The organism is Streptomyces sp. NBC_00377, from assembly GCF_036075115.1.
Taxonomy (GTDB): domain Bacteria; phylum Actinomycetota; class Actinomycetes; order Streptomycetales; family Streptomycetaceae; genus Streptomyces.
The window spans coordinates 4,172,020-4,188,664 of the sequence record NZ_CP107958.1 but is presented as its reverse complement, the minus strand read 5'-3'; the positions used below and the strand labels follow the sequence as shown (position 1 = coordinate 4,188,664).

The window sequence follows — 16,645 nt, the reverse complement described above, 5'->3', positions numbered from 1 at the left end:
GGGACGGTGTGACCGCCCGTGGGCCTGTCACCGTCTGACGGCGGCCGAGCCGCCTGCCATGAGCGACTCGACCTCGGCGAGCGAGGCCATGGACACGTCGCCAGGGGTGGTCATGGTGAGGGCGCCGTGGACGGTCCCGTAGGCCAGGGCACGGCTCAGCCCGGCGGCGCCGAGGTTCGCCACGGGCCTGGCACCGCCCTCCGGTCCGTCCTCTTCGCCGCAGGCGGCGAGGAGCCCGTAGATCAGGCCGGCCGCGAAGCCGTCACCCGAGCCGATGCGGTCCAGGACGTGCAAGCCGGACAGCTCCGGGCCGCGGACGAACCCGGTACGGGCTGACCAGGCGGCGGAGGACCAGTCGTTGATCCCGGCGGAGGGCACGTCCCGCAGGGTCGTCGCGAGCACCTCGGCCTGGGGCAGGAGGCCGGCCACTTCGGCGAGGGCGTCCTGCACCTCGTCCGCCTCGATGCGTACCGCCCCTGGGTACGGCCCTGCCAGCCCCAGGGCGCCCACCACGACGTCGGCGTGGCGCGCGAGCCGCAGGTCGACCTCGCGGGCAGCGTCGGCACCGCCCCTGCCGGCCCAGAGACTGGGGCGGTAGTTGGGGTCGTAGGAGACCCTCGCACCGTGCCGTCGAGCGGCCGCCATGGCCTCGTCCGCGACGTCCACGGTGGTGTCCGACAGACCGGCGAAGACGCCGCCGGTGTGGAACCAGCGCGGCCCCGTCGAGCCTGGGGCGAAGACCGCGTCCCAGTCGACGTCCCCCTTGCGCAGCTGCGAGACGGCGGTGTTCGCACGGTCGCTGACGCCCACCGCGCCCCGGATGCCGTAGCCGCGCTCGACGAAGTTGAGGCCGTTGCGGGCGGTGCGGCCGATGCCGTCGTCGGGCACCCAGCGGATGAGGGAGGTGTCGACGCCGCCCTGGAGGATCAGGTCCTCGACCAGCCGCCCCACCTGGTTGTCGGCCAGGGCGGTCACGACGGCCGTACGCAGGCCGAAGCAGCGCCGCAGTCCGCGGACGACGTTGTACTCACCGCCGCCTTCCCAGACCTGGAAGGTGCGGGCGGTGCGGATCCTGCCCTCGCCCGGGTCGAAGCGGAGCATCACCTCGCCGAGGGCCACCACGTCGCTCACGTCGCGCTCCCGTGCACGGCCTCGGCGGTCAGCCGGCGGATCTCCGCGTACGCTCCCCGCTCCAGATGGGCGGGGGTGGCCATCCAGCTGCCGCCGACGGCGAGGACCGCCGGGACGGCGAGGTAGGCGGGCAGGCGCGGAGCGTCGATGCCGCCCGTCGGCACGAAGCGTGCCTGGGGGAAGGGGGCCGCGAGGGCGCGCAGCATCGGGATGCCGCCGAGCGGTTCGGCGGGGAAGAGCTTGACGGTGTCGAGGCCGGCCCGCAGGGCACGCATCAGCTCGGTCGCGGAGGCGACGCCGGGCACCACGGGCACCCCCAGTTCACGGCACCTGACGACGACCTCCTCGTCGAAGCCGGGCGAGACGACGAAACGGGCCCCGGCCGCCACGGCACGCTCCACCTGCTCGGGCGTGAGGACCGTACCGGCGCCGACGGTCAGCCCTCCGTGGGCGGCCATGGTCTTGAGCACCTGCTCGGCGTCGGGGGTGCGGAAGGTGACCTCGGCGCACCGGGCGCCGCCCGCCGCGAGCGCGTCGGCCAGCGGGCCGGCGGTCGCGGCGGAGGGCACGGTCAGCACCGGCATCAAACGGGCGCCGTCCAGCACGGCGGCCAGGTCGGTGGCACTCATCGGCCGAGCCATCCGCCGTCGACGGGCAGGACGACGCCGTGGACGTAGGCGGCGGCGTCCGAGGCGAGGAAGACGGTGGCGCCCGCGAGGTCGTCGGCGCTGCCCCAGCGGGCGGCCGGGATGCGGTCCAGGATGGCCTTGCTGCGTACGGGGTCGTCCTGGAGGGCCTGGGTGTTGTCGGTGGCGATGTAGCCGGGGGCGATGGCGTTGACGTTGACGCCGTGCGGTGCCCACTCGTTGGCCAGGGCCTTGGTCAGTCCGGCGATGCCGTGCTTGGCGGCGGTGTAGCCGGGGACGGTGATGCCGCCCTGGAAGCTGAGCAGCGATGCCGTGAAGACGATCTTTCCGTGGCCGCGGGCCACCATCGACGCGCCCACCGCGCGGGACAGGGCGAACTGGGCGTTGAGGTTGACCTGGAGCACCAACTCCCAGTCCTCGTCCGTGTGTTCGGCGGCCGGGGCGCGGCGGATGGTGCCCGCGTTGTTGACCAGGATGTCCACCGGGCGTTCCCGTCCGGCCAGGTCGGTGCCCAGGGCGCGGACCGCTTCGGGGTCGGCGAAGTCGGTGCGGATCGCCTCGAAGGTGCGGCCCGCGGCCAGGACGTCCTTCTCCACGTCGCTGCCGGTCTCCTCCAGCTGGGCGCTGACGCCGATGACGTCGGCGCCGGCCTCGGCGAGGGCGCGGGCGATGGCACGGCCGATGCCGCGCCGGGCCCCGGTGACGACGGCGAGCCTGCCGGTCAGGTCGAAGGCGTTCACTGTTCGGCTCCCTGGGAGTCGTCGGTGCAGTCCACGAGGATCTTCATCACGTCGCCGCCGCCCTCCAGGGCCTCGAACGCGTCGGGCGCCTGTGCCATGGGGACGACCTTGCTGATCAGCTGCTCGGCCGGAACGGTGCCGTCGGCCACCAGGGTCACCGCCCGCTCGAAGTCGGTGCGGTCGTACAACCGGGCGCCCACGAGGGTGAGTTCGCGCCAGAAGAAGCGGTGCAGGTTCACCTCGCGGGGCCGGGGGTGGATGGCCACGAGGCACAGCCGCCCGCGCACACCCAGCACGTCGACCGCCGTGTCCACTCCGCCTTGCGCGCCGGAGACTTCGAAGGCCACGTCCGCACCGGCGTCGCCGGTCCACTGCCGGACCAGCTCGGGCAGGTCGTCGGCGGCCGGATCCCAGGTCGTCAGCCCCAACTTCTCGGCGAGCCGCCGCCGGTGAGAGCTCAGCTCGACGACCCTGACCTCGGCTCCTGCGGCGCGGGCGACCAGGGCGATGAGGATGCCGACCGGACCGCCGCCGACCACGACGGCCTTCTCGCCCGCGCGGACCTGGGCCCGGCCCACGTCGTGCACCGCGACCGCGGTGGGCTCCACGAGGGCCGCGTGGTCAAGGGGGAGGGAGCCGGGCAGCCGTACGAGAGTCGAAGCGGGCACGGTCCAGCGCTGCTGCATCGCGCCGGGGGAGTCGATGCCGATGAAGTCGAGGTGCTGGCAGATGTGCTGGTGTCCCGCCCGGCAGGCCGGGCAGGTGTCGTCCCAGCGCAGCGGCATCACGGTGACCGCGTCACCGGGCGACCAGTCCTCCACGCCCGCACCCACCCGCACGATCCGGCCCGACATCTCGTGGCCGAGGACGGCGGGCGCGGCGACCCGGGCGTCCATGTCGCCGTGGAAGATGTGCAGATCGGTACCGCAGATACCGACGTAGGCGGGGGCGATCTCGACCTGGCCGGGGCCGGGGGGCGGGTTCTCGGCGGGCGCGGTGTCCAGGGTGCGGGCGGCGAGGTAGCGGACGGCGAGTGTCATCGTGTTCTCAGGGTCCCTTCAGCGCGGACGCCGATCGTGAGGAGCAGGTTGGCGTAGGTGCGGATGTCGGCGGTGACGACGACGAGGGCCAGGTCGGGCGAGCGGGCGGCGTCGTAGAACGCGAAGCGGCCGAGCGTCTCGACGGGGACGGGCGCCAGCATCGAGCGGTACTCGGCGATGGCGGGCGGCTCCGGCTCGCCCTCGGGCGGCACCATCACGTGCGCCGACTCGACGGGCAGAGCCCGCAGCAGGACGTCGAGCACGGTGGTGGCGTCCAGCAGTCCCGGTGCCAGGTTGAGGTGGACGGTTCTGGCGCGCGGGCCGGTGGCGGTGCTCGCCGGATAGTGGCCGTCGGCGAGCAGGACCCGGGCGCCGTGTCCTGCGCCCGCCAGGGCTTCGAGGATGCCCGGGTGCAGGAGTTCGGTCATCAGCATGCGGTGCGCTCCTTGCTTCGAGCGGGGTCGAGGCCGTAGAACGTGGTGGCGGTTCCGGCGAGGACCGCCCCGGTCTCGGCGGCGGAGCAGCCGGCCAGGAGTTCCTCGACGGTGGCGGCCCAGCGGTTCCAGCCGCCGGCGAGGACGCAGACCGGCCAGTCCGAGCCGAACATCAGCCGATCCGGGCCGAAAGCCGCCAGCAGGACCTCCCACACCGGCCGGATGTCGTCGACGGTCCACTTCTCGTGGTCTGCCTCGGTGACCAGGCCCGACACCTTGCACCGCACGTGGGGGTGCGCGGCCAGCCGCCGCACGCCCCGCTCCCAGTCGCCCAGGTCGCGTCGGGCGATGGGCGGTTTGCCGGCGTGGTCGAGGACCAGGGGAAGGCCGGGGAGGCGTTCGGCCAGGCGGATCGCCTGGGGGAACTGGTGGTCGCGGATCAGCAGGTCGTACCCGAGACCCCGTTCGGCCACCGCCCGCAGTCCCCGTTCCACCGAGGGCTGTTGCAGCCAGGCCGCATCGGACTCGCCCTGGACGAGGTGACGTACGGCCCGCAAACAGGTACCGCCGGGCCCGGCGCGCAGTGCGTCGAGTACGTCGCCGATCGCCGGGGAGGTGAGGTCCGCCCAGCCGACGACCGCGCCGACGAGCGGGTCGTCGTCGGCGAGGGCGAGGAACTCGCGCGTCTCGTCGACCGACGCCACGCACTGGACGAGCACCGTGCACTCCGGCCGTCGGCCCGCGATCGGCCTGGTCGCGGCCGTACGCAGGTCGTCGGTGCCGAAGCTGCGGCGCAGGGCCTCGTGTCCGGGCTCGCCGAGCCAGGACTGCGGCCGGATGTCCAGGTCCCACACGTGGTGGTGGGCGTCGACGAGGACCTGGGCGTCAGACACGGGCCGTCCACACGGGGCCGTCGGGGTAGGTGTACTCCTTGAGGGACTCGGGGTGCATCTGCGCGCTCAGCCCAGGCAGGGCCGGCGCGAGGTAGTGGCCGTCGGTGATGCGGACCGGGTCGACGAAGTGCTCGTGCAGGTGGTCGACGTACTCGATGACGCGGTCCTCGGTGGTGCCGGAGACGGCGACGTAGTCGAACATCGACAGGTGCTGCACCATCTCGCACAGGCCAACCCCTCCGGCGTGCGGGCAGACCGGCACGCCGAACTTCGCGGCGAGCAGCAGGATCGCGATGTTCTCGTTGACGCCGCCGACCCGGGCGGAGTCGATCTGCACGATGTCCACCGCGCCGGCCTGCAAGAGCTGCTTGAAGACGACCCTGTTGGCGATGTGCTCACCGGTGGCGACCTTGATCGGGCTGACGGCCTTGCGGACGGCGGCGTGGCCGAGGATGTCGTCGGGGGAGGTGGGCTCCTCGATCCAGTACGGGTCGTAGGGAGCGAGGGCGCGCATCCAGTCGATGGCGGGCTGGACGTCCCATCTCTGGTTGGCGTCGACGGCGATGCGGATGTCCGGGCCGACCGTCTCCCGGGCGGTGCGCATGCGCCGTACGTCGTCCTCCAGGTCCGCGCCGACCTTCAGCTTGATCTGGGTGAAGCCGTCGGCGACGGCCTCGCGGGCCAGCCGGGCCAGCTTCTCGTCGGAGTAGCCGAGCCAGCCGGGGGTGGTGGTGTAGGCGGGGTAGCCGCGCTCCAGCAGACGGGCGACGCGCTCCTGGCGGCCGGGCTCGGCACAGCGCAGGATCTCCAGCGCCTCCTGGGGGGTGAGGGCGTCGCTGAGCCAGCGGAAGTCGACCTGCGCGACCAGGTCCTCGGGCGACATCTCGCCGAGGAAGCGCCACACGGGCTTGCCCGCGCGCTTGGCGGCCAGGTCCCAGGCGGCGTTGACGACCGCGCCGGTGGCCATGTGGATGGCGCCCTTCTCCGGACCCAGCCAGCGCAGTTGGGGGTCGTGCACGAGGGAGCGGGAGAACGCCCCGAGGTCGGCGCACACCTCCTCGACGGACAGGCCCACCACGTGCGGGGCGAGGGCCGCGATGGCGGCGGCCTGGACATCGTTGCCGCGGCCGGTGGTGAAGGCGAGGGCGTGACCCTCCAGTCCGTCGCCGGCGTCGGTGCGCAGGACGACGTAGGCGGCGGAGTAGTCGGGCTCCGGGTTCATGGCGTCCGAGCCGTCGAGGTGTTCGGAGGTGGGGAACCGCACGTCCAGGACGTCCAGGGCGGTGATGCGGGCGGATGCGGGCAGAGTGGAGGACATGGCGGCAACTCCTGTGAGAGCAAGGGGGAATCGGGCCCCTTGCGACGAGCGGTGAACGCGGCGCGGGACGGGCGGCCGGCGACGGCCGCCCGCGTCAGTCCTGGACCTTGCCGCCGGTGATCCGGGAGATGGCGAGGGCGACCAGGATGATCAGGCCGTTGAGGGCGCCGATCCACTGGGCGGGAACGCCGCCGAGCGTGAGCACGTTCTGGATCATGAAGAGCAGCAGGATGCCGCAGAACGCGCCGAACATGGTGCCCTTGCCGCCGTTGAGGCTGATCCCGCCGATGACGGCGGCCGCGAACACGGTGAAGATGTAGCCGTTGCCCTGCGCGGAGGCGACCGAGGCCAGGCGTCCGGAGAGCAGCAGTCCGGCGAGTGCGGCGAGCACGCTGCCGGTGACGATGACGATCCACAGCACCCGGTCGGTGCGGATGCCGGCCGCCTTCGCCGCGTCGACGTTGCCGCCGATGGCGTACAGCGAGCGGCCGAAGCTGGTCCAGCCGAGCACCACGATCGCGACGGCGAACAGGGCCAGGCAGATCCAGATGGAGGCGGGCATCCCGAACCACTGCGCGGTGCCGGGGTAGAGCATCGACTGCGGCAGCTGGAAGAACGTCTGGCCGCCGGAGATGCCGGTGAGGATGCCGCGCAGCACGATCAGCATGCCGAGGGTGACGATGAAGCCGTTGAGGCCGAATCGGATGATCAGCAGCGAGTTGATCACGCCGACCAACGCGCCCACGGCCAGGGTGACGGGGATGGCCCAGGCGCCGGAGAGCAGGCCGAGTCCGTGTCCGGCGCCGGCCGGGACGACCAGCCAGGCGGCGACACCGGGCGCGAGGCCCATGGTGGACTCCAGCGACAGGTCCATCTTCTTGACGATCAGGATCATCGTCTGGGCGAGGACCAGCAGGGCCATCTCGGACATGGTTTGCAGGACGTTGATGAGGTTGTCCGTTTGCAGGAAGACCGGGTTGACGATCTGGCCGACGATCGCGATGACGACGATCGCGGGGACGAGGGCGAGGTCGCGCAGCCGGGCCAGGGGGATCCGGCCGCCGAGCAGCGCGGTGCGCCTCTGCCTCGGTTCCGCGGCCTTGGCGGCTGTGTCCGCGAGAACGGTTTCAGGCATTGAGGTCCACTCCTTCCATCGCGGCCACGAGGTCGTGGTCGTGCCAGCCGCGGGCTGTCTCTGTCGTGACCCGGCCCTGGAACATCACCAGGATCCGGTCGCACATGCGCAGGTCGTCGAGTTCGTCGGAGGCGATGAGCACGCCGGTGCCGGTCCTGGCGGTCTCCTCGACCTTGCCGAGGAGGAATTCCTTGGAGCGCACGTCCACGCCCGCGGTCGGGTTGATCAGGACCAGCAGCCGCGGGTCGTCGGCCAGGGCGCGGGCCATGACGACCTTCTGCTGGTTGCCTCCGGAGAGGGAGGAGACGGGCAGATCGGGGCCCGGCGTCTTGATCGCCAGCTTCTCGATCATGTTGTCGGCGAGCCGGTCGCGTCGGTGATGGCTGAGGAGGCCGTTCCTGCCGAGCCGGTGGGGCACGGAGAGGGTTGCGTTGTCGGCGATCGACATGTCGGGCACGAAGCCCTGGTGGTGCCGGTCCTGCGGGACGAACCCGGCGCCGGCGGCGAGCGCGGCGGGCACGCTGCCCGGCCGGGGCCGCCGCCCGGCGATCTCCACCTCGCCGCTGGTGGCCGCCCACAGCCCTACGACGGTCTCGGCGACCTCGGTGCGTCCGCTGGCGGCGGCACCGGCGAGGCCGACGATCTCGCCGGCGCCCACCTGGAAGGTGACGTCTTCGTACGTGCCGGCACTGCCCAGGTCCCGCACGGACAGCGCGGGGGCGGCGGCGGGGTCGAGGGTGCTCGAGCGCGCCTGCTGCCGGTCGGCGGCCGCCTCGCCGGTCATGGCGGCGACCAGCTCGGTGCGGGGGAGGTCCGCGACAGGGGCGGTGACGATGTGCCGGGCGTCGCGGAACACCGTCACCATGTCGCAGATCTCGTAGACCTCCTGGAGGTGGTGACTGATGAACAGGAAGGTCACGCCCTGGCGTTGCAGGTCGCGGATGCGGTCGAAGAGGCGGTTGATCGCCGCCGCGTCGAGCTGTGCGGTGGGCTCGTCGAGGATGATGAACCGGGCCCCGAAGGACAGTGCCCGGGCGATCTCGACGAACTGCCGTTGCTCGACGCTGAGTTCGCCGGCCGAGGACTGCGGGTCGACGTCCACCGACCAGGTCGACAGCAGCTCCTGGGCCCGGCGGCGTACACCGGTCCAGCTGATCAGGCGGTTGGGGCCGTGGTGGTGACGGTTCAGGAAGAGGTTCTCGGCGACGGTCAGCGTGGGGATGATCGTCGACTTCTGGTAGACGCAGGCCACGCGCTGTCGCCAGGCGTCCCGGTCGGCGGGCCGGGGGCTGGGGCCGCCGCCGAAGGTGACCGTTCCCTCGTCGGGGGCGTGCAGGCCGGTCAGGACGGATACCAGCGTCGATTTGCCGGCTCCGTTGCGGCCGACGAGTGCGTGGGTCTCGCCGGGCCGGATGGTGATCCGGGCACCGTTCAGGGCCACCGTCGGACCGAATCGTTTGACTATGCCCGTCGCCTCGACGACGGGCGGGGTCGCGGGGGCCCGTCCGTCGTCCGCCGGGGCGGGCGCGGGGGTGACTGCTCGCTCCCCGTCGCTCATTTCAACCGCCTTGTAGTGGTGAGCCGTTGGATGCCGGAGTGGGCAGGTCAGCCGAGGTTGTTGCCCCACAGGGAGGTGTCGTCGCTCTTGACGCTGGGCACGCCGCCGTAGGTGCCGCCGTCGACGGTGACCAGGGGAGCGGAGAGCTGGTCCTCGAGCAGTCCGTCGCGGACCTGGATGATGGTGCTGTCGTGGTCGGTCTTTCCGGGCTTGAACGTCTTTCCGTCGATCGCGGCCTTGAGGTAGTACAGGGCGTACTTGGCGTACAGGTCCGCGGGCTGGGAGACGGTGGCGTCGATGTGGCCGGCGGCGATGTCCTTGAGCTCCTCGGGGATGCCGTCGTTGGACACGACGAAGACGTGCTTCTGGTCCTTCGGGTCGACCAGCAGGCCCTTCTGCTTCAGGACTTGGAGCGTGCCGGCCAGGGCGAAGCTGGACTGCATGTAGACGCCCTTGATGTCCGGGTTGGCGGTCAGGTCGGTCTGGAGCTTCTGTGCGGCGACCGCGCCGTCCCAGTTGGTGGCCTCGCCGAACACCTTGATGCCGGGGTAGTTCTTCTTCATGCAGTCGTTGAACGCCTCGGTGCGGTCACGGCCGTTGATGGAGTCGAGGCCGCCCTCCAGCATCACGACCTTGCCCTTGCCGCCGAGCTTGGTGCCGAGGTACTGGCAGGCATTCTCGCCGTAGGCGCGGTTGTCGGCCCGCACCACCATGAACACCTTGCCGCTGTCGGGCCGGGTGTCGACGGTGACGACCGGGATCTTCTTCGCCTCCAGCTGCGCCAGCGTCGGCGCGATGGCGGCGGTGTCCTGCGGGGCCATCGCGATGCCCTTGACGCCCTGGCTGATGAACGTCTGCGCGTTGGCGGTGAGCTTGGCGATGTCGTTCTGGGAGTTCGTGGTCTTCAGGTCCAGCCCCAGCTCCTTGGCCGACCGGGGCGTGTACTTGATGTACGAGTTCCAGAAGTCGGTGTCGGACCGCGGGTAGTCGACGCCCACGAGCGGCTTGCCGCTCGACGAGGCGGTGCTGCCGGAGCCGCTGTTGCAGGCGCTGAGCAGCGTCAGTGCGCAGACGACGGAGGCGGTGGAGCCGAGTGCGGTTCTGAGTCTCATGGGTACTTCCTCGCGCTGGTTCCGGAGCGGGGTTGTTACGCCGATGCGACGGTTGTGTGTCACCGGCGAGAGATGGGATGTTTATAGAGCGGGAGGAACGAGGTTGTCTAGTGGGTGCGGCAAAAGTGCTGGCGACAGCCGCTGGATGATCTAGCCGGGGTCGCCATGACGCTCCCTGGGCCCTAGATCCATCCCATCAATGATGCGTACTCGTGATGGACTGACGGCTTGCCTGTGGGCTGCCCATGTGGTGGCGCACCCTTCGCGGGGCCCCTAGACATTCCATGTTTGCTGCCATAACAATGCACTGATAGCGCTTATATATGGGCAAAAGCTAATGCCGATACGGGTTTTCATCCCTGCACGCCCGTTGACATCAGTGCGTCACATGGTCGAACTTCATGCGTAACCTCCGACGCCCCAGAACCGTCGGCGTCCCGCGTCTCCCCCCGTCCCCCTTGCCCCTACCTCAGGGATGTCCCCATGTCGCGTTCGCTCAACAGACGCCAGATCCTGTCCGCCGCCATCTGTGTGGCGGCGGCAGCCATAGCGGGCGGTGGCCTGGGCGCCGGTGTCGCCCAGGCGGCACCGAGCACGTACACGCCCGACTGGAACTCGGTCGACCAGCACCCGCCGGCTCCGGGGTGGTTCCAGGACGCGAAGTTCGGGATCTACTTCCACTGGGGCGTCTTCAGCGTTCCCGCCTTCGGCAACGAGTGGTATCCGCGGTCCATGTATCACGCCGGCGACAGCGTGAACCAGCACCACATCGCGACCTACGGCCAGCCCTCGGCATGGCCGTACCACAACTTCATCAACGGGGCGAAGGACCTGGCGGGCAACTTCGTGCAGTTCGCGCCGAAGCTGAAATCGGCCGGCGGGAACTTCGACCCCAACGAGTGGGCGCAGCTGTTCGTCGACGCGGGCGCGAAGTATGCCGGCCCGGTCGCCGAGCACCACGACGGCTTCTCCATGTGGAACAGCCAGGTCAACGAGTGGAACTCGGTCGCCAAGGGCCCGAAGCTCAACCTGCTCCAGCTGTTCACCACGGCGATCCGGGCCAAGGGCCTCAAGCTGCTGGTCGCCATGCACCACGCGTACCACTACAACGGCTTCTACGAGTTCGCCCCCGCCCAGACCGACCCCAGCCTCAAGAAGCTCTACGGCCAGCTCGGTGCGGCCGCGGAGAACCAGCTCTGGTACGACAAGCTCAAGGAAGTCGTCGACCTCGCGCAACCGGACATCCTCTGGCAGGACTTCAAACTGGACGCGGTCGACGAGACGCAACGCCTGAACTTCCTGTCCTACTACTACAACCAGGCAAACGCCTGGGGCCGTGAGGTCGTCGCCACCTACAAGGACGGCATGAACGGCAAGGGCGAGGTCTTCGACTACGAGCGCGGCGGGCCTGGCGACCTCACCAGCCCGTACTGGCTGACCGACGACAGCATCTCCAGCTCCAGCTGGTGCTACACGCAAGGCATCGGCTACTACAGCAGCCAGCAGATGCTGCACTCGTTCATCGACCGGGTCAGCAAGAACGGCAACGTGCTGCTGAACATCGCGCCGATGGCCGACGGCACCATCCCCCAGGCGCAGAAGGACATCCTTCTCGGCATGGGCGACTACCTGAAGCGCTTCGGTGAGTCGGTCTACTCGACCCGCGCCTGGACCGTGTACGGCGAAGGCCCTACGAAGATGGGCGGCGGCGCCTTCACCACGCCGACGGCAGGCACCGCGCAGGACATCCGCTTCACCCGCAACAAGGCGGGCAACGTCCTGTACGCCACCGTCCTCGGCTGGCCCGGCAGCTCACTGACGATCAAGACGCTCAGCTCGGACCGCATCAACCTCGCCTCGCTGACCTCGGTGAAGCTGCTCGGCTCCACCGCCGGCACCTACATCGACCTGCCCACACCCACGCAGACTTCTTCCGGCCTCACCGTGACCCTGCCGTCCTCGGCGCCGTACAGCGCGGGTGCCTACGTCCTGAAGCTGACCTTCTCCGGCACCATCCCGACCATGCTGCCGCTCGCCGGCGCCGCCGCCTTCACGGACGTCAACTACACCGGCGGCTCCGCCCCGTTGCCCGTCGGCGACTACACCGCGGCCGACCTGAGCGCGGCCGGACTGGGCACCCGCACCATCTCCAGCCTGCGCCCCGCCCCCGGCTACCAGGTGATCGGCTACTCCGGCGACAACTTCACCGGCACCGCCTGGACCTTCACCGCCGACAACCCCGACCTCAGGGTCACCGGCAACAACGACCAGATCACCTCACTCAGGGTCCAGTTCAACCCGTCGAGGTACTTCCGGATCACCAACGTCACCGACGGCCTCGCCCTGGACAGCGGCGGCAACGTCGCCTCCGGATCCAACCTCAAGCAGTGGAGCTGGGACTCCAGCAACAACCTCCAGTGGCAGGCGGTCGACGTGGGCGGCGGCTACTACAAACTGGTCAACCGCACCAACGGCATGGTCGCCGACGGCTGGGGCAGCACCGCTGACGGCTCCCCGGCCCAGCAGGCGCCGTGGAACGGCGGCCCCAACCAGCAGTGGAAGATCACCCCCCGGGGCGGCAACAGCTACACGATCGCCAACCGCACCACCGGCCTCGTCCTCGACGGCGGCGGCAACGTCGCTTCGGGCTCCGCCACCAAGCAGTGGACCTACGGCAGCAGTACCAACCTGCAATGGACCTTCACCGCCCTGTGACTCCGGCTCCGCCCTGACCAACGGCCGCGGCGGGCGGGCTCTCGGGCCTGCCCGCCGCCCTCACCGCCTCACCCGCGAACCTCAGAGCCTCCGACCGGGAGTACACCCATGTCGTCGGAGAGAAGACTGTCCCGTCGTACCCTGCTGGGCGCCGCGGGCGCCGCTGTGGCCGCGACAGCGCTGCCCGTGGTCCCCGCTTTGTCGCCCCTGTCGGCGGAGGCGGCCGCCGCGGATCCCCAGACCAACCTGGAGAAGCTGGTGAACATGCGGTTTGATGGAAGTGGATCCGTGGCTTGCGAGGATTTACCTGTATGCAATTGGACTTGAATCTGCTGACCGTGCTGGACGCCCTCCTCGAAGAGGGCAGTGTGATGGGCGCGGCCGAGCGGCTGCACCTGTCCTCGCCCGCGGTCAGCCGCACCCTCGGCCGACTTCGAGCCGTCACCGGGGACGACATCCTGGTGCGCACCGGCCACTCGATGACTCCCACCCCGTACGCGGTGTCGGTGCGGGAAGACGTGCACCGGCTGGTGAGGCAAGCGCGTGAAGTGCTCTCACCGATCCGTGAGCTGGACCCGTCCGAGATGGATCGCACCTTCACGATCCAGTGTCACGACGCGGTGGCCGCGTCGCTGGTACCGGTGCTGGTCGGGAGGATCCAGCAGCAGGCTTCCGGGGTGCAGTTGCGGGTGCTGGCGGAGAACACCGTCGACACCGACGACCTGCGACACGGCCGCGTCGATCTGGAACTCGGTGGCGGTAGGCCTGGTCTGTCAGAGTTCCGGTCCGAGCCGCTCGGCGATGATCGGCTAGTCGTGGCGATGCGCGCGGACCACCCGTGTGCCGACGATCTCGACCTGGCTTCCTACGCGGCGCAGCCGCATGTGGTGATCTCCCGGCGTGGCCGTCTCACCGCGCCGATCGACGAGGTGCTGGCTGCCGAAGGTCTGCGGCGCCGGGTGGTCGCGGCAGTGGCGACCTTGGCCAGCGCCCTGCAGATCGCCGCCCGTGGCGACACGCTGGTCACCTGCACGGCGATCTTCGGCCGCCCGCTCATCCAGGCGTTCGGGCTTCTCACCCGGCCGCTGCCGATCGAGTTCCCGGCGGCGACGATCAACTGCCACTGGCACCAGCGGTACGATTCCGACCCCGCCCACGCCTGGCTCCGCGAGCAGGTCCGGGCGTCGTTCGAGGAGATCACCGCCTGCTGACTACGGACATGCTGATGGGCGGGCAGGTCGCTTTCGGCGGTCGGCGGTCGGCGGGCGGCCGCGGGTGTCAGGTGGCGGGTGCCGTGGTGAGCATCCAGTGGCATCGCTCCCCGGCACCAGCTGCTTGCGCACGCGTGAGTAGACGCCGTCCGAGCCGATGAGCAGATCCGTGCGGAGTGTCTCGCCGTTGGCGAGGTGCACGACGACGTCCGCCCCGGTCTCGGTGTATCCGGTCACCTGTGCGCCGAGACGGATGCGGTCGCGACCGACGGTGTCTGCCAGGAGGTTGTTCAACTCGGGGCGTGGCACGAGGAGGAACCGGTGATCGCTGTCGGTGTAACCAGGTGCGCGGACCGGTCGCCGGCGGGGGTGAAGAACCAGGTGTTCTGTTCGCTGCCCAGGTCGCGGACCGCCGGGCCGATGCCGAGGTGGTCGAATTCTCGCAACGCGTTGGCCCACAGGCCGATTCCGGCGCCGACGGCTCGAATCCGCGGTGCCTGTTCCAGCACGATGACGTCGTGGCCGATGAGTTTGAGGGAGGCCGTGGCTGTGAGTCCTACCAGGCCGCCGCCGACGACCACCGTGGATTTCCTGGACAGCTTCTGTGCTCCTTCGCGTGACGGACAGGGGATGCCGGAGTCGCCGCCGATACGGACGGAGCGTCTGAAGGCTCATGGCGGCAGGGCAGTCGCCGGTTCGCCGTGAATACCGATACGTAGAGAGCGCTTCCTTCGTCAACGGGATACACCCGGACGTCTTGACAGTAAGAGCAGCCGCCGCATGCTTCAAATGCAATCTGGACAATGAGAGATTTACTCTCGCGCATGTGGTGTGCGGTGCCCACCTGGGTCGGTGGATCCGGCGGAGGCCGACCACCCGAGGTCTCGGCCCGTCGATTGAACTGCTTGGCCGAACGCGACGTATCAGTCACGCTGGGTGGCATCGCGGCGCCCGGCGTATTACCAGGAACACGAGTCGGCGGGCAGACGCCTGTCGACGGTTGCACCGAGAGGCGGCCGCCGAGGTGTCGGCGCCGTGCGAACGCGGTGCCCAGGAGAAGGGCTGAACGATTTTATCGAATACGAGCGTTCCGGTCGTCAGCGCTCCCGCACCGGCCACCCCGCCGGGGCAGGAGAAAAGGGGCAGCGGGGCGTACGTCCGTCGGCAGGTCGTGGGTCTGGATGGTCTTCGCGGTCTGGCTGCCCTGTATGTGGTCCTGTTCCACTGCTGGTTGTATACGTTCCCGGGGTATCCCCGGAGTTCGGCGCCTCCGTGGCTGGACGGCCTGATGTTCGGGCGTCTGGCCGTCGTCTTCTTTCTGGTGTTGTCCGGGTTCTCCCTGGCGATCTCCCCGGCGCGTCACGGGTGGGGGTCGGGTGGCGTCGCCCGGTTCCTGCGCCGGCGCGCCTGGCGCATCCTGCCTCCGTATGGGGCAGCGCTCGTCATGAGTCTGATCATTTCCTGCTTCGTGGTGCCCGCTTCGCACTCGGGGCCGCCTACGGGCTTGTCGATTCTGGTGTACGGCCTTCTCGCTCAGGACGTGATCACCGCACCGACACCGAATGGTGCGTTCTGGTCGATCGGGGTCGAGGCCGAGCTCTATCTCCTCTTTCCGCTGCTTCTGTTCGTCCGGCGGCGGTGGGGCGCGGCGGCCCTGGTCGCGTGCGTGACTCTTCCGGTGATCACTCGTGGCCTGATGGCGGTCGACGCGTCTCCCCTGGAGGGCGCCAACCGGCTCGCTCCGCATCTCGCCCCTGTGTTCGCCGCGGGAATGGTGGGCGCGGGAATCGTGGTTGCGTCGGACCGGGTCCGGCGACTGCCCTGGGGGTGGTTCGCGGTCCTGGCCGCCGTGCCTGTCCTGGTTCTCGGTGTCGTCAGGGGGGCTGTCTGGACGGTGAACCACTCCTTCTGGGTGGATCTCGCCGTCGCTCCCGCCATGACCATGCTGATCGCCGCCGTCGCCACCGGCAGGCCCGCCGTCCTCGTGCGGCTCCTGACCGCGCGACCCTTCAGGAGTCTCGGTAGCTTTTCCTACAGCCTCTACCTGATCCATCTGCCGATCGTCATGATCGTGATCCGCCGGGTGGCCCCGCATTTCGTATCGCCCGGACTGCCCACGTTCGGGTTCACGCTGATCGTGGGCCTGCCGATCTCGGTGCTCGGGGCATGGCTTTTCGCCCGGATCTTCGAGATTCCCTTCAAGGGAAACAGGTCCTGGAAGTCCATGACCGCGCTGCACCGGTCCCGTTGGGCCGGCAGGAACGCGCGCGACCTTCGACGACGGTGACGGGTCCCGTTTCACCCGGCGGTGCATCCGGTGCCGCTGATGGTGGCCGGCGGCACGGTCGGTCGGCGGTGGCAGGACAGTCCCGTACTCGAAGTGGCCTTCTGCGTCGTGCCGTGCCGTTTCCGCTGGGCGTGCTGACGTATCGGTACGTCGAGGCGCCGGGTCAGGCGTGGGCCGGAAGCCGGGCCCGGCGCTTTCAGCCGCGGTGACGAAGATCCGCACCGTGGAATGATCATGGTCTCGGCTTTCGGTCTTGCCAGGAGTTGTGCGTTGGATGGCGGTTCGGTGAGCCAGGTGTTTCATGTGTTCGCCGGTGCGACCTCGATCCGGGCTCACATTATGTGATGTACATCACAATGGGTTTGCTTCAGTGAAGGTTGCGGGTGGATCGGTCGCGAGGGGTGGCGGAGAGCGTCGACGACCC

14 protein-coding genes are annotated in these 16,645 nt (G+C 69.8%); 3 read left to right on the top strand and 11 right to left on the bottom strand.

Annotated elements, in window-relative coordinates:
- Positions 1 to 27: 27 nt before the first annotated feature.
- The 10 genes from OHS71_RS18810 to OHS71_RS18765 all read right to left on the bottom strand — a co-directional run bounded on the left by OHS71_RS18810 (position 28) and on the right by OHS71_RS18765 (position 10,008).
- Positions 28 to 1,131: a sugar kinase gene (locus OHS71_RS18810; RefSeq protein ID WP_328480532.1), complete on the bottom strand. Its 1,104-nt coding sequence runs from the start codon at positions 1,129 to 1,131 to the stop codon at positions 28 to 30.
- Entirely contained in the window at positions 1,128 to 1,760 is a 633-nt protein-coding gene (locus OHS71_RS18805; RefSeq protein ID WP_328480531.1) for a bifunctional 4-hydroxy-2-oxoglutarate aldolase/2-dehydro-3-deoxy-phosphogluconate aldolase, read from the bottom strand. The genes OHS71_RS18810 and OHS71_RS18805 overlap by 4 nt, the downstream gene beginning before the upstream one ends.
- Positions 1,757 to 2,518, bottom strand: a complete 762-nt coding sequence (locus tag OHS71_RS18800) for an SDR family oxidoreductase (protein WP_328480530.1) — start codon at positions 2,516 to 2,518, stop codon at positions 1,757 to 1,759. The genes OHS71_RS18805 and OHS71_RS18800 overlap by 4 nt, the downstream gene beginning before the upstream one ends.
- Positions 2,515 to 3,558 carry a zinc-dependent alcohol dehydrogenase gene (locus OHS71_RS18795; RefSeq protein ID WP_328480529.1) on the bottom strand — a complete coding sequence of 348 codons (1,044 nt, stop codon included), beginning with the start codon at positions 3,556 to 3,558 and terminating at the stop codon, positions 2,515 to 2,517. Before OHS71_RS18795 ends, OHS71_RS18800 begins: the two co-directional genes overlap by 4 nt.
- Entirely contained in the window at positions 3,555 to 3,992 is a 438-nt protein-coding gene (locus OHS71_RS18790; RefSeq protein WP_328480528.1) for an RbsD/FucU domain-containing protein, read from the bottom strand. The genes OHS71_RS18795 and OHS71_RS18790 overlap by 4 nt, the downstream gene beginning before the upstream one ends.
- The gene (locus OHS71_RS18785) at positions 3,986 to 4,885 is read right to left on the bottom strand and encodes an amidohydrolase family protein (RefSeq protein ID WP_328480527.1); all 900 of its coding nucleotides are present in this window, start codon (positions 4,883 to 4,885) and stop codon (positions 3,986 to 3,988) included. The genes OHS71_RS18790 and OHS71_RS18785 overlap by 7 nt, the downstream gene beginning before the upstream one ends.
- A complete protein-coding gene (locus OHS71_RS18780; protein ID WP_328480526.1) occupies positions 4,878 to 6,203 on the bottom strand; it encodes an L-fuconate dehydratase in 1,326 nt (441 codons plus the stop codon). Before OHS71_RS18780 ends, OHS71_RS18785 begins: the two co-directional genes overlap by 8 nt.
- A gap of 94 nt (positions 6,204 to 6,297) precedes the next feature.
- The gene (locus OHS71_RS18775; RefSeq protein WP_328480525.1) at positions 6,298 to 7,338 is read right to left on the bottom strand and encodes an ABC transporter permease; all 1,041 of its coding nucleotides are present in this window, start codon (positions 7,336 to 7,338) and stop codon (positions 6,298 to 6,300) included.
- Positions 7,331 to 8,896: a sugar ABC transporter ATP-binding protein gene (locus OHS71_RS18770; RefSeq protein ID WP_328480524.1), complete on the bottom strand. Its 1,566-nt coding sequence runs from the start codon at positions 8,894 to 8,896 to the stop codon at positions 7,331 to 7,333. Before OHS71_RS18770 ends, OHS71_RS18775 begins: the two co-directional genes overlap by 8 nt.
- Positions 8,897 to 8,943: 47 nt before the next feature.
- Positions 8,944 to 10,008, bottom strand: coding sequence for a sugar ABC transporter substrate-binding protein (locus OHS71_RS18765; protein ID WP_328480523.1), 1,065 nt, complete (start codon positions 10,006 to 10,008; stop codon positions 8,944 to 8,946).
- Between the two features lie 483 nt (positions 10,009 to 10,491).
- Here OHS71_RS18765 and OHS71_RS18760 point away from each other — a divergent pair, with 483 nt between their 5' ends.
- Both OHS71_RS18760 and OHS71_RS18755 read left to right on the top strand, forming a co-directional pair.
- Positions 10,492 to 12,723, top strand: coding sequence for an alpha-L-fucosidase (locus OHS71_RS18760; protein WP_328480522.1), 2,232 nt, complete (start codon positions 10,492 to 10,494; stop codon positions 12,721 to 12,723).
- Between the two features lie 311 nt (positions 12,724 to 13,034).
- Positions 13,035 to 13,934 carry a LysR family transcriptional regulator gene (locus OHS71_RS18755; protein ID WP_328480521.1) on the top strand — a complete coding sequence of 300 codons (900 nt, stop codon included), beginning with the start codon at positions 13,035 to 13,037 and terminating at the stop codon, positions 13,932 to 13,934.
- A gap of 290 nt (positions 13,935 to 14,224) precedes the next feature.
- Here OHS71_RS18755 and OHS71_RS18750 read toward each other — a convergent pair whose 3' ends face one another.
- Positions 14,225 to 14,515, bottom strand: coding sequence for an FAD-dependent oxidoreductase (locus OHS71_RS18750; protein ID WP_328480520.1), 291 nt, complete (start codon positions 14,513 to 14,515; stop codon positions 14,225 to 14,227).
- Positions 14,516 to 15,105: 590 nt separating this feature from the next.
- Here OHS71_RS18750 and OHS71_RS18745 point away from each other — a divergent pair.
- Positions 15,106 to 16,221: an acyltransferase family protein gene (locus OHS71_RS18745; protein WP_328480519.1), complete on the top strand. Its 1,116-nt coding sequence runs from the start codon at positions 15,106 to 15,108 to the stop codon at positions 16,219 to 16,221.
- Positions 16,222 to 16,645 lie beyond the last annotated feature (424 nt).

What these genes read in the sequence shown, in the direction of transcription:
- OHS71_RS18790 (WP_328480528.1), bottom strand. Translation starts at nt 3,992, where the DNA reads ATGCTGATGACCGAACTCCTGCACCCGGGCATCCTCGAAGCCCTGGCG.
- OHS71_RS18780 (WP_328480526.1), bottom strand. Translation starts at nt 6,203, where the DNA reads ATGTCCTCCACTCTGCCCGCATCCGCCCGCATCACCGCCCTGGACGTC.
- OHS71_RS18760 (WP_328480522.1), top strand. Translation starts at nt 10,492, where the DNA reads ATGTCGCGTTCGCTCAACAGACGCCAGATCCTGTCCGCCGCCATCTGT.
- OHS71_RS18770 (WP_328480524.1), bottom strand. Translation starts at nt 8,896, where the DNA reads ATGAGCGACGGGGAGCGAGCAGTCACCCCCGCGCCCGCCCCGGCGGAC.
- OHS71_RS18805 (WP_328480531.1), bottom strand. Translation starts at nt 1,760, where the DNA reads ATGAGTGCCACCGACCTGGCCGCCGTGCTGGACGGCGCCCGTTTGATG.
- OHS71_RS18765 (WP_328480523.1), bottom strand. Translation starts at nt 10,008, where the DNA reads ATGAGACTCAGAACCGCACTCGGCTCCACCGCCTCCGTCGTCTGCGCA.
- OHS71_RS18755 (WP_328480521.1), top strand. Translation starts at nt 13,035, where the DNA reads ATGCAATTGGACTTGAATCTGCTGACCGTGCTGGACGCCCTCCTCGAA.
- OHS71_RS18775 (WP_328480525.1), bottom strand. Translation starts at nt 7,338, where the DNA reads ATGCCTGAAACCGTTCTCGCGGACACAGCCGCCAAGGCCGCGGAACCG.
- OHS71_RS18795 (WP_328480529.1), bottom strand. Translation starts at nt 3,558, where the DNA reads ATGACACTCGCCGTCCGCTACCTCGCCGCCCGCACCCTGGACACCGCG.